General features: G+C 64.1%; 11 protein-coding genes and 1 pseudogene. 7 read left to right on the forward strand and 5 right to left on the reverse strand.

Annotated elements, in window-relative coordinates:
- The first annotated feature begins 12 nt into the window (after nt 1–12).
- The 3 genes from AC066Y_RS37120 to AC066Y_RS37130 all read left to right on the forward strand — a co-directional run bounded on the left by AC066Y_RS37120 (nt 13) and on the right by AC066Y_RS37130 (nt 4,215).
- Nucleotides 13–1,254, forward strand: coding sequence for an acetamidase/formamidase family protein (locus AC066Y_RS37120; RefSeq protein WP_478278180.1), 1,242 nt, complete (start codon nt 13–15; stop codon nt 1,252–1,254).
- A gap of 82 nt (nt 1,255–1,336) precedes the next feature.
- Nucleotides 1,337–3,676 carry an acetamidase/formamidase family protein gene (locus AC066Y_RS37125; RefSeq protein ID WP_478278181.1) on the forward strand — a complete coding sequence of 780 codons (2,340 nt, stop codon included), beginning with the start codon at nt 1,337–1,339 and terminating at the stop codon, nt 3,674–3,676.
- A gap of 152 nt (nt 3,677–3,828) precedes the next feature.
- On the forward strand, nt 3,829–4,215 hold the full coding sequence (locus tag AC066Y_RS37130; RefSeq protein ID WP_478278190.1) for a RidA family protein: 387 nt from the start codon (nt 3,829–3,831) through the stop codon (nt 4,213–4,215).
- A 141-nt stretch (nt 4,216–4,356) separates the two neighbouring features.
- On the opposite strand, the gene phaR is transcribed toward AC066Y_RS37130, so the two are convergent.
- Nucleotides 4,357–4,947 carry a polyhydroxyalkanoate synthesis repressor PhaR gene (phaR, locus tag AC066Y_RS37135; protein ID WP_478278182.1) on the reverse strand — a complete coding sequence of 197 codons (591 nt, stop codon included), beginning with the start codon at nt 4,945–4,947 and terminating at the stop codon, nt 4,357–4,359.
- Between the two features lie 313 nt (nt 4,948–5,260).
- On the opposite strand from phaR, the gene AC066Y_RS37140 reads away from it, so the two are divergent.
- The 3 genes from AC066Y_RS37140 (at nt 5,261) to yddG (ending at nt 8,437) form a co-directional block, all read left to right on the forward strand.
- Nucleotides 5,261–6,439: an acetyl-CoA C-acetyltransferase gene (locus tag AC066Y_RS37140; RefSeq protein ID WP_050630720.1), complete on the forward strand. Its 1,179-nt coding sequence runs from the start codon at nt 5,261–5,263 to the stop codon at nt 6,437–6,439.
- Nucleotides 6,440–6,709: 270 nt separating this feature from the next.
- Nucleotides 6,710–7,435, forward strand: coding sequence for an acetoacetyl-CoA reductase (gene phbB / locus AC066Y_RS37145; protein ID WP_092120223.1), 726 nt, complete (start codon nt 6,710–6,712; stop codon nt 7,433–7,435).
- A gap of 135 nt (nt 7,436–7,570) precedes the next feature.
- Entirely contained in the window at nt 7,571–8,437 is an 867-nt protein-coding gene (gene yddG, locus AC066Y_RS37150; RefSeq protein WP_478278183.1) for an aromatic amino acid exporter YddG, read from the forward strand.
- Here yddG and AC066Y_RS37155 read toward each other — a convergent pair.
- From AC066Y_RS37155 to gloB, 3 genes are all read right to left on the reverse strand, one after another.
- On the reverse strand, nt 8,434–9,129 hold the full coding sequence (locus AC066Y_RS37155; RefSeq protein ID WP_478278184.1) for a flavin reductase family protein: 696 nt from the start codon (nt 9,127–9,129) through the stop codon (nt 8,434–8,436). The two genes, yddG and AC066Y_RS37155, sit on opposite strands and share 4 nt — an antisense overlap.
- 75 nt (nt 9,130–9,204) lie before the next feature.
- Nucleotides 9,205–9,639: a cupin domain-containing protein gene (locus AC066Y_RS37160; RefSeq protein ID WP_478278185.1), complete on the reverse strand. Its 435-nt coding sequence runs from the start codon at nt 9,637–9,639 to the stop codon at nt 9,205–9,207.
- A complete protein-coding gene (gloB, locus tag AC066Y_RS37165) occupies nt 9,639–10,406 on the reverse strand; it encodes a hydroxyacylglutathione hydrolase (protein WP_342725176.1) in 768 nt (255 codons plus the stop codon). Before gloB ends, AC066Y_RS37160 begins: the two co-directional genes overlap by 1 nt.
- Before the next feature lie 183 nt (nt 10,407–10,589).
- Here gloB and AC066Y_RS37170 point away from each other — a divergent pair, with 183 nt between their 5' ends.
- A complete protein-coding gene (locus tag AC066Y_RS37170; RefSeq protein WP_478278186.1) occupies nt 10,590–11,342 on the forward strand; it encodes a class I SAM-dependent methyltransferase in 753 nt (250 codons plus the stop codon).
- A gap of 44 nt (nt 11,343–11,386) precedes the next feature.
- Here the strand turns inward: AC066Y_RS37170 and AC066Y_RS37175 are convergent.
- Nucleotides 11,387–11,505 (reverse strand): annotated as a pseudogene (locus tag AC066Y_RS37175) (ISAs1 family transposase); the annotation flags it as partial.

Genomic DNA, 11,505 nt, shown 5'->3' on the forward strand with positions numbered 1-11,505 from the left:
GAGGGCCTTTGCGTGAAACATCATCTGTTGCCGGTATCTGCGAAGACTGTGCATTGGGGCTATTTCAGCAAGGTCGTGGCGCCGGCGCTGACGCTGAAGTCTGGCGATCGCGCCACCATCGAGACGCTGACGCATCACGCCAATGACGATTACGAGCGCATGATCGAGGGCGATCCCGGCGCCGAGAGCGTGTTCAAATGGACGCGCGAGCACAAGGCGGTGCCGCGGCGCGGCTCGGGACCTACCGAAGGCCCGTTCATCCGCGGCTCCGGCGAAGGCGTCGGCGTGCATCTGCTCACCGGTCCGGTCGCGATCGAGGGCGCCGAGCCAGGCGACGTGCTGGAGGTTCGCATTCTCGACGTGCGTCCAAGGCCGGCCTGCAAGGCCTGCCATGCCGGCAAATGCTTCGGCTCCAATGTCGCGGCCAATTGGGGCTTTCACTATCACGACTTGATCGAAGCGCCGAAGCCGCGCGAGGTGGTGACGATCTTCGAGCTCGACACGTTGGGCGAGCCCTTCGCCAGGGCGGTCTACAATTATGTCTGGACGCCGCAGACCGATCCCGACGGCATCGTGCATCCGACCATCGACTATCCCGGCGTGCGCGTTGATCACGCCACCATCGTCAAGCGCGAGAATATTCTGAGCAATGTCCGTGTGCCCGCGCGGCTGCATTTCGGCACCATGGGCCTCGCGCCGTCGGAGCAGGATTTCGTGTCCTCGATTCCGCCGAGCTATACCGGCGGCAATATCGACGACTGGCGCGTCGGCAAGGGTGCCAAGATGTTCTATCCGGTTGCGGTGCCCGGTGCGTTCTTCTCGGTCGGTGATCCTCATGCCGCGCAGGGCGACAGCGAGCTCGGCGGCACGGCAATCGAGACCTCGCTCACCGGCGATTTCGAGTTCATCCTGCACAAGCATCGCGATCTCGGCGGCACACAGCTCGAAGGCCTGACGCATCCGATGCTGGAAACTCCCGACGCCTGGTCGGTTTACGGCTTCACCTATCCGAACTATCTCGCCGAGCTCGGCGCCAATGCGCAGCTCGAAATCGCCAATCATTCCAGCCTCGACCGCGCGATGCGCGACGCCTTCCGCAAGATGCGTCGGTTCCTGATGACGGTGCACAAGCTCAGCGAGGACGAGGCGATCTCGCTGATGTCGGTGGGCGCGGATTTCGGCGTGACGCAGGTGGTCGATGCCAATTGGGGCGTGCACGGGACCATCCGCAAGAACGTGTTCCGGTGTGACTGACCACGTGCCGGCTACAGGCCAGGACGTGTCATCCTTTGGGGTGGCATGGAGATTGCTAGGCTTCGGCTCAGAAGGTCGATGCATGAGGCCGCGTCCGTTCACGAGTGAATCCTATTCCGAAGGCGACCGCCCCGAGGCCTGGCGGGACGTCCTGGCGTCGGTCGGCTTGCAGCCGACGGCCGCCACGACCACTCATGCCGGCCATGCCACCGCGGTGCGGCGCAATTTCCAGGGCGTGACGCTGGCCAGGCTTTCGGCAGGGCCACAATCGGTGTCGCCGCGCACCGATGTTGTGGCCGATCATCCGCTGGTGCTCCTGTCGCTCGAAGACGGGGTGGCACTGAAGACGGTGGCCGGTTATCAGATCGTGGCGGCGCGACATCTTCTGCTACTCCCGCGCGCGGGAGACTGGAGCGTGTCGTTCCAGCGCGAGATGCGCGCGGTGGTGCTGTCGGTGGCTTCCGAACCGGCGTATCGCCGCCGCGCCACGCCGCAAGACGGCGAGATGCGTGTGCTTCCGCCTGGTGGCTTTGGCAGCGTATTTGCGCAGATGATGGAACTCGCCGCGCGCGATCTCGACGCGCTGTCCGATGTCGAATGGACCGCGCTCGCGCGAAGTCTCGCCGATCTGCTGCCGACATTCATGTGTCAGCACAGCGATACGGCAAGCGATCTCGGCGGCGGCAGCGCCTCCAAGGCGGCGACGCTGCATCGCCTGTGCGAGACCGTTGAACGCTGCCTCGACGATCCCGACCTGACGCCGGCGAAAATCGCCGGCGCCGAGGGCATTTCCGAACGCTATCTGCAAAAACTGTTCGAGGGCGCCGGCACCAGTTTCACGCACTACCTGCGCGAACGAAGGTTGCAGCGCACCTGGGCCGATCTGTCCAATCCCGCCGAGGCGCATCACTCGATTTCCGAGATCGCCTTCCGTGTCGGCTTCAACGACTCCGCGCATTTCAGCCGCACCTTTCGCCAGCGCTTCGGTCTGTCGCCGCGCGAATTCCGCCAGCATGAAGCCGAGCGCCAAACCGTATCGACAGCCACAGCCGGCCAACGCGGCTGGCCCCAACGAGCCCTGGCGCAACTGCGCAGCCGGCATGTCGTGCTGGCGCGCAAGACCGCTGCGCCCTTTAGCGCGCATGACGTGGAGATCGCGGCTGCGCCGCGCCATCACCATCTCGCCGCCGACGCTTCGCGCGTGCACTGGGGCTATTTCAGCCATTCGTTGCCGCCGCAGGTCGAGATCGGCTCCGGCGACACCATCACCATTGAGACGCTGACCCAGCACGCCTCCGACGATCCCGAGCGCATGATCAAGGGCGATCCAGGCGCCGAGAGTGTGTTCCACTGGACGCGCGATCGGAAGAACGTCGATCGTCGCGGCGCCGGCCCGCTCGATGCCTCGATCTATGGCCGCGGCGCCGGCGAGGGATTCGGTGTGCACATTTGCACCGGGCCGGTGGCCGTGAAGGACGCGGAGCCCGGCGACGTACTGGAAATCCGCATCCTTGACATCGTGCCGCGCGCGAGCCGCAATCCGGACTTCGAGGGCCGCGTGTTCGGCAGCAGCGTCGCGGCCTGGTGGGGATATCACTACAAGGAGTTCCTCGCCGAGCAGAACGCACATGAGACGGTGACTATCTACGAGATCGTCGACGACGATGACGCGCCGTATGCGCGTGCGCTGTATTCCTATCGCTGGGAACCGCAGACCGATCCCTTCGGGACGCTGCACAAGACTTACGACTATCCGGGCATTCCGATCCCGCCGTCATCGGTGCGGCGCCGCCACGACGTGCTCGACGGCATCCGCATCCCGCTGCGTCCGCATTTCGGGGTCATCGCGCTGGCGCCCCGCGAGGCCGAACTTGTCGATTCCGTCCCGCCCGCATATTTCGGCGGCAATCTCGACAACTGGCGGCTCGGCAAGGGCTCGACGATCTATCTGCCGGTGTCGGTGCCGGGCGCGCTGCTGTCGGTCGGCGATCCCCATGCTGCACAGGGCGACGGTGAGCTCGGCGGCACCGCCATCGAATGTTCGATGACCGGCACATTCCAGGTCATCCTGCACAAAAAGAACGAGTTTACCAATCAGCCCTTCGCCGATCTTACCTATCCACTGATCGAGACTGAATCCGACTGGGTGCTGATGGGCTTCAGTCATCCCAACTATCTCGCCGAATTCGGCGCCAAGGGGCAGAGCGAGGTCTATGCCACTTCGTCGCTCGATCTCGCGATGAAGGATGCGTTCCGCAAGATGCGCCGCTTCCTGATGAACATCAAAGGCTTCACCGAGGACGAAGCGATCGCGCTGATGTCGGTGGCGGTGGACTTCGGCGTGACGCAGGTGGTGGACGGCAATTGGGGCGTCCACGCCATTCTCAGCAAGCGCGTCTTCGATCACGCGCCGCAAAACTAGAGCATGATCCGGAAAAGTGGAAACCGGTTTTCCCTCGCGACAAACGCGGAACGCGTTTGCGCGGAGATCATGCTCAAGCAAAGACATGGGATCATGATGCGATTCCGTAGAAACGCATCATGATCCATCAAAGAGCAGGCGAGGAGACGTCGTTGCAGTTTCACATGATATCCGGCGGCCCGAAGCCGGTCGCGCCGTTCAGCCATGCGGTCGAGACCGATGGCTTCGTCTTCGTCACCGGCCAGATGCCGGATACGCCGGCCGCACCCGGCGTATTACCCGACGGTATCGTGGCGCAGACCCGCGCGGTGATGGAGAATCTGCGCGTGGTGCTTGCAGGCCTGGATCTCGGCTTCGAGCATATCGTGATGTCGCGCATCTATCTGACGCGCTTCAAGGAAGATTATGCGGCGATGAACGAGACCTATCGCAGCTACTTCCGGTCCAACCGCCTGCCGGCCCGCACCTGCGTCGGCGTCACCGGTCTGGCCTATGATGCGTTGATCGAAATCGATCTCGTCTGCCGCCGGCCTGCATAGAAGCGTCCGCAACAGCATGCGCGATCACGCGGCGACCGCCTGACGTCGGCGAGAGCCGCCGTCGCCAGGATTTTATGAAACGACGACGGGCGGTGCGTCCGGCCGATCAGCCAAGGGACCTGCAAGGGATCCGGACGAGACCTACTCGTCCTTCTTCGTCGGCTGCGACATGCGCTCGAGGCGTTCCTGCATGTCCTTCATCTGGCGGCGAAGGTCGTCGATGTTGCCGTCGTCTGCCGCGGGCTCCGGCGCCTTCTCGGCTTCAGTGCCGCTGCGCTGCGGCACGAACGGCTTGAACATCGAGAAGGTCTGCTGGAACAGCTCCATGTTGCGGCGGACCTGTTCTTCCAGGGGGGCAAACGGCGTCCCGCTCAGGGCGCCCGCGATCTGCTTGCGGAATCTTTCCTGTTCCCGGGTCAGCTGATCGATCGACTGCTCGAGATATTTCGGCACCACCATCTGCATGCTGTCGCCGTAGAACCGGATCAGCTGGCGCAGGAAGGTGGTCGGCAGCAGGTTCTGCCCGGCCTTGTTTTCCTGTTCGAAGATGATTTGCGCGAGCACGGAGCGGGTGATGTCGTCGCCGGTCTTGGCGTCATAGACGAGGAAGTCCTCGCCTTCCTTCACCATCGCCGCGAGATCCTCGAGCGTCACATAGGTGCTCGTACCGGTATTATAGAGCCGCCGGTTCGCGTATTTCTTGATCGTGGTCGGTTGTTCAGATTTTGCCATGGGCTCACACTTCAACACCGAAGGACCTGGAACCCGGCAGCATCGCCGCTGGGCTAAATGCAACGCATCGCAGCAAAGGTAAGCATTTTCAAAGCCGTTCGGCTACCGTTTTGTGCTGCACGGTTAATCCCAAAGCAAAGGTATTGCTCAGGAAAGTGCCAAGGACGTCATTTTGAGTGCGTCGCGGCGCGATTTGCGCGTCAGCGCGATTGACATGGCTCAATGAGGTTTACAGGATAGTCATTAAGAGACAGGTCCGCCAACCCGGCCGCCCGCCGTCGAAAAACCCAGCTACAACCCAAAGGAGATGTCCATGTCAGACGATGTCGTCATCGTCAGCGCCGCCCGCACCCCGGTCGGCAGCTTCAACGGCGCGTTCGCCACCACGCCGGCCCACGACCTCGGCGCGATCGCCATCAAGGCGGCGCTGGAGCGTGCCGGCGTCGAGGGTGGTCAGGTCTCCGAAGTCATCATGGGCCAGATCCTCACGGCGGCACAGGGCCAGAATCCGGCCCGCCAGGCCTCGATCGCGGCCGGCATTCCGGTGGAAAGCCCGGCTTGGGGCGTCAACCAGCTCTGCGGCTCGGGCCTGCGCACCGTGGCGCTCGGCTACCAGGCGCTGCTCAACGGCGATTCCTCGATCGTGGTCGCTGGCGGCCAGGAATCCATGAGCATGGCCCCCCACGCGCAATATCTGCGCGGCGGTGTCAAGATGGGCGGCCTCGAGCTGATCGACACCATGATCAAGGACGGCCTGTGGGATGCCTTCAACGGCTACCACATGGGCAACACCGCCGAAAACGTCGCCAAGCAGTACCAGATCACCCGCTCCCAGCAGGACGAGTTCGCAGTCGGTTCGCAGAACAAGGCCGAGGCGGCGCAGAAGGCCGGCCGGTTCAAGGACGAGATCGTCCCGGTCACCATCAAATCCCGCAAGGGCGATATCGTGGTCGACGCCGACGAATATCCGCGCCACGGCGCCACGATCGATGCGATGGCCAAGCTCCGCGCCGCCTTCGAGAAGGACGGCACCGTCACCGCCGGCAACGCCTCGGGGATCAATGACGGCGCCGCCGCCGTCGTGCTGATGACCGCCAAGGAAGCCGCCAAGCAGGGCAAGAAGGTGCTCGCCCGCATCGTCTCGTGGGGCCAGGCCGGCGTTGACCCCAAGATCATGGGCACCGGGCCGATCCCGGCCTCGCGCGCCGCGCTGAAGAAGGCCGGCTGGAACATCGCCGACCTCGACCTGATCGAGGCCAACGAGGCGTTCGCCGCGCAGGCCTGCGCCGTCAACAAGGACCTCGGCTGGGATCCGGCCAAGGTCAACGTCAATGGCGGCGCGATCGCGATCGGCCATCCGGTCGGCGCGTCGGGCGCCCGCGTGCTGGTGACGCTGCTGCACGAGATGCAGAAGCGCGATGCCAAGAAGGGCCTCGCGACGCTGTGCATCGGCGGCGGCATGGGCATCGCCATGTGCGTTGCACGCGACTGAACAAGAGGCAGCGAGGTCGGTTAGGTGATGAAAAGATCATCTGTCAACCAAGGCGCGAGCTGATAGAAAAGATGCCCGGCTTTGTGCCGGGCATTTTTGTTTCGAGAGCATGATCCGGAAAAGCGTGAAGCGGTTTTCCGAAAGGATCATGCTCAAAAGAATGGGAGCTAAAGCGCGATGACGATTCAGCCTATTCTCATCGCGCTTTGTTGAGTGAGTGCGAAGACCGGAGTGATCCGGTTATAAAAGACGGCCAAGGAGGAGACGGACATGGCACGTGTTGCATTGGTGACGGGCGGAACGCGGGGCATTGGAGCTGCAATCAGCAAGGCGATGAAAGCGGCGGGCTACAAGGTGGCGGCGAGCTACGCCGGCAATGACGCCGCGGCGGAGAAGTTCAAGGCGGAGAGCGGCATCCCGGTCTACAAGTGGGACGTCGCATCGTTCGACGCCTGCGCGGCCGGCGTGAAGCAGGTCGAGGCCGATCTCGGCCCGGTCGACGTGCTCGTCAACAATGCCGGTATCACCAAGGACACCGCATTCCACAAGATGACGCTGGAGCAGTGGAATGCCGTGATCAACACCAACCTCGGCTCGCTGTTCAACATGACGCGCCAGGTGATCGAGGGCATGCGCGCCCGCAAGTTCGGCCGCGTCATCTCGATCTCCTCGATCAACGGCCAGAAGGGCCAGTTCGGCCAGGTCAACTACTCCGCGGCGAAGGCCGGCGATATCGGCTTCACCAAGGCGCTCGCGCTGGAGAACGCCAAGGGCGGCATCACCGTCAACGTGATCTGCCCGGGCTACATCAACACCGAGATGGTGCAGGCGGTGCCGAAGGACGTGCTCGAGAAGAACGTGATCCCGCAGATTCCGGTCAACCGGCTCGGCGAACCCGAGGAGATCGCGCGCGCCGTGGTCTTCCTCGCGGCTGACGAGGCGGGCTTCATTACCGGCTCGACGCTGACCATCAACGGCGGCCAGTATCACGCCTGACGCGAGACGCGTCGCAGACGTTCCCAATCAAGTCGTGATGCCCGGCCTTGTGCCGGGCATTTTCGTCGTTACAACCGCGAGGCGCGAAGCAGAGACAGAGACGTGGCCGGCCCGGCCGCGACGGATTGAATTCAGATGACGACCCGAACTGCCACCCTTGTCGGACTGACCGCCATCCTGATGTGGTCGCTGCTGTCGGTCATGACGGTCGCGACCGGCAAGATTCCGGCGTTCCAGCTCGCCGCCATGACGTTTGCGATCGGCGCCGCGGTCGCGTTCGCAAGCTTCCTCTTCCGTCCCGCAGCGTTCGGCGCATTGAAGCAGCCGCTGGTCGCCTGGGTCGTCGGTGTCGGGGGGCTGTTCGGCTATCACGCGCTGTATTTCCTGGCGCTGCGTTTCGCGCCGCCGGCCGAGGCCGGCCTGCTCAACTATCTCTGGCCGCTGCTGATCGTGCTGTTCTCGTCGCTTTTGCCGGGCGAGCGCCTTGCGATCCATCACATCGTCGGCGCGCTGCTAGGCCTTGCCGGCACCGTGCTGCTGTTCGCCGGCAACACCGGCGCCTTCACAAGCGCGCAGATTCCAGGCTTCGCGGCGGCCTTCGTCGCGGCGTTCGTCTGGGCCGCCTATTCGGTGATGTCGCGCCGGCTCAAGGCGGTGCCGACCGACGCGGTGGCGGGCTTCTGCCTGGCGACGGCGGTGCTTGCCGCGCTGGTGCACATGCTGGTGGAAACCACGGTGTGGCCCGCGACACCGCTGCAATGGCTGGCCGTCACGGCGCTCGGCATCGGTCCGGTGGGCGCCGCGTTCTTTGCCTGGGACATCGGCATGAAGCGCGGCGACATCCGCGTGCTCGGCGCCGCATCCTATGCCACGCCGCTGCTCTCGACTGCGTTCCTGATCGCCGCGGGGTTTGCCAAGCCCAGCGCCAACATCGCCATCGCCGCGATCCTGATCGCCGGCGGCGGCCTGATCGCGGCGAAAGATATGGTCTGGAAACGCTAGACGGCTGGCCGCCAGCCAGGCGGCTTGTAAGCGCCTTCCGGAATTTGCCCGAGCACGGAATGCTTCAGCTTCTGGGGCGACAGGCCATAGAACTGCTGAAAATTCATGATCAGCGGTCGCCATTTGTCGGGATCGATGCGGTCGGTTTGGCCGTCCATCAAAATTCCCGGATGAGCGTGCACGCGGGTCACGCGCACCTCAATTGCCATGAGATTGCCGCGCCAGACCTCGTCCTCCTGCGCCATTCTGTGGACGTGGGCGACCTTCGCCTCAATTTGTACCGGGCACTCGGCGGCGCGCGGGGCGGCGACGGTCTCGCCGTGCAATCGCGTCAAGCCGCTGATGTCGAACTTGTCCCGTTCGTGCCGATAACCGCGCTTGATCTTTCCTGCCGGCACTGGGTTCGAGCCGGTGGTGCGCGCCAGAGCATTGACGGCATCGACAAGATCGACCGATGGGAGATTGAGCACGCATTCGCCGGTGCGGATCATGTTCTCGGTGGTCTTGGAATTGCTTGCAAGGCCAAGCATGCATCGCCAGCCAACCCACCATGCCGACGACATCGGCGCCAGATTGGGCGAGCCGTCTTCATTGGTCGAGCCAATCAGAACGACGGGTGTCCCGAAATAGAGTATGGCCGGCTCAATGCTCCGCGATTCCGCAGTACGTGTGATATCGATGGTGCTGAGCATGCTGGCTTCCTCATGTGAAGCCTAGAGCTAGTGGCTTGGTGGCCACTTACCCACCCGATTCCCGAGTAGCTTTTTTCAGTTGCCGGGGAACCAATCGGGCTTTGCCAGCTCGAATTTCGCAAATTCAAATCCCGGCGCGACGGTGCAGCCGACCAGCGTCCAGTCGCCGCTGCTTTCCGCGGCCTGCCAGGCGCCTGCCGGCACGATCGCCTGTGGCTGCTCTCCGTGCGCGACATCCGGCCCGAGCGTGATCGCATGCGGCAGGGCGCTGTCCTGCGCGATCTTCAGCGCCAGCGGCGCGCCCGCGTAATAGTGCCACATCTCCACCGCGTCGATGCGGTGCCAGTGCGAGCGCTCGCCGCGCGCGAGCAGGAAGTAGATCGCGGTCGAATGCGCGCGTCCACTGGCGTCGCAGCGCTCGTCGCGAAACGTCTCGCGATAATGCCCGCCTTCGGGGTGCGGCTGCAGCGCGAGCCGCGCGATGATGTCGGCAGCCGAGAGGTCGGCCATCACGACTTGTTCTTGCGCTCGCGGAGCTCGCCGAACACCAGCGCCGGGTCGGCGCCCTTCATGTGCAGCTTGGCGGCGACCGAAGGCTCGTCGGCGCGCAGGAACACGTTGGCCTTCTTCTCGTCACCCAGCAGCACGGGGATCGTCGGCTTGTTCTCGGCGCGCAGCTTCGTCACTTCCTCGGCGCGGGCCTGCAAATGCGGGTTGTCGCCCTCGATGGTGAGCGCGAACTTCACGTTGGAGGCGGTGTATTCATGGCCGCAATAGAGACGGAAATCGTCCGGCAGCGAACGCAGCTTGAGAAGCGAATCCCACATCATGGGATAGGTGCCTTCGAACACCCGGCCGCATCCGATCGAGAACAGCGTGTCGGCGGCGAACACTGCCTTCTCGCCGTCGAACACATAGGAGATATGGTCGAGTGTATGGCCGGGGGTCTCGACCACGCGCGCGAGCAGGCTGCCGACCTTGATGACGTCGGCATTGGCGGCGCGCAGATCGACATTGGCGATCTTGGCAGACTTGTCGTGCGGCGCGACGACGCGGCAGCCGTATTTCTGTTTCAGCTCGGCGACGCCGCCGACATGGTCGCCATGGTGGTGGGTGATCAGGATGTCGGTCAGCGTCCAGCCTTCGCGCTCCAGCGCCTTGATGATCGGGCCGGCCTCCGGCGCGTCGATCGATGCCGTCGCCTTGGTGGCGGGATCGTGGATCAGGTACCCGAAATTGTCGGTGAGGCAGCTGAAGGTGCGAATTTCGGCGGTCATGATATCTCCACGAACAAACGGGACGAACACGTCAGAGCGTGATCTTTTCGACAAGCCGGCGTCGTCGTTTCCGGATCATGCTCTTACCTCGCCCAATATAGGGGTGAAATATGGCGTTAACGCTCCGGCGGCAACGCAAATTTCGGCGCTCCCGGGCTGCTAGGGGCATGTTAGGCTGGGATCATGGACGTCATCGACCTCCGCGACTTCTATTCGCAGCGCCTCGGCATCGTGGCGCGGCAGCTGATCAACCGCGGCATCCGCGCGCGGTGGCCGAACGCGGAAGGCCTGCGCGTGCTCGGGCTCGGCTATCCGACACCTTACCTCGGCCTGTTCCGTGATACCTGCGAGCGCTGCATTGCCTTCATGCCGGCGGCCCAGGGCGTGCTGAAATGGCCGACCGGCCGGCCTGCGCTGGCGACCCTGATCGACGAATTCTCGATGCCGCTGCCGGATGCCGCGGTCGACCGCGTGCTGCTGGTGCATGCGCTGGAGATGTCGGACGATCCCGAGCGGCTGCTGCGCGAGGTGTGGCGGGTGCTGTCGCCGTCGGGGCGGCTGATCGCGATCATCCCGAACAGGCGCGGCGTCTGGACCCGCACCGATGCCACGCCGTTCGGCCATGGCCGGCCCTATTCGCGGGCGCAGATCACCCAGCTGTTGCGGCAGACCTGGTTCACGCCGGCGTCATGGGGCGAGGCGCTGTTCATGCCGCCGGTGCAGGGCAGCTGGTTCTTGCGCTCGGCGATGGCGTGGGAGCGGGTCGGCGCGGCGCTGTCGATGCCGTTCGCCGGCGTGCATATCGTGGAAGCGAGCAAGCAGGTCTATCGCGCGATCCCGGCGCGCCGCGAACGGACGCAGCTGATCCCGTCATTGCGTCCGGTGCTGGTGCCGTCCTCGACGGCGACGCGCAAATCCAGTTACGCGGAGTCGTGAAACGACGCGACACAAATGATTCACCCTCCCCTTCCAGGGCAGGGCTATCGCATGTGGCCGAGGAGTTCGAAGAGGAATGCATCGTTCCATCCGGCGCGCTTGAGCTTGCCGCGCAGGGAGACTGTCGTGTCCGGGTGGGCTTGGGCGACGTTGAGAGCCAGAC

Source organism: Bradyrhizobium sp. USDA3010 (genome assembly GCF_056429065.1).

Excerpts from the sequence above, each read along its gene's own strand:
- AC066Y_RS37125 (WP_478278181.1), top strand. The coding sequence starts at position 1,337 with ATGAGGCCGCGTCCGTTCACGAGTGAATCCTATTCCGAAGGCGACCGC.
- phaR (WP_478278182.1), bottom strand. The coding sequence starts at position 4,947 with ATGGCAAAATCTGAACAACCGACCACGATCAAGAAATACGCGAACCGG.
- AC066Y_RS37140 (WP_050630720.1), top strand. The coding sequence starts at position 5,261 with ATGTCAGACGATGTCGTCATCGTCAGCGCCGCCCGCACCCCGGTCGGC.
- phbB (WP_092120223.1), top strand. The coding sequence starts at position 6,710 with ATGGCACGTGTTGCATTGGTGACGGGCGGAACGCGGGGCATTGGAGCT.
- yddG (WP_478278183.1), top strand. The coding sequence starts at position 7,571 with ATGACGACCCGAACTGCCACCCTTGTCGGACTGACCGCCATCCTGATG.
- AC066Y_RS37155 (WP_478278184.1), bottom strand. The coding sequence starts at position 9,129 with ATGCTCAGCACCATCGATATCACACGTACTGCGGAATCGCGGAGCATT.
- AC066Y_RS37160 (WP_478278185.1), bottom strand. The coding sequence starts at position 9,639 with ATGGCCGACCTCTCGGCTGCCGACATCATCGCGCGGCTCGCGCTGCAG.
- gloB (WP_342725176.1), bottom strand. The coding sequence starts at position 10,406 with ATGACCGCCGAAATTCGCACCTTCAGCTGCCTCACCGACAATTTCGGG.
- AC066Y_RS37170 (WP_478278186.1), top strand. The coding sequence starts at position 10,590 with ATGGACGTCATCGACCTCCGCGACTTCTATTCGCAGCGCCTCGGCATC.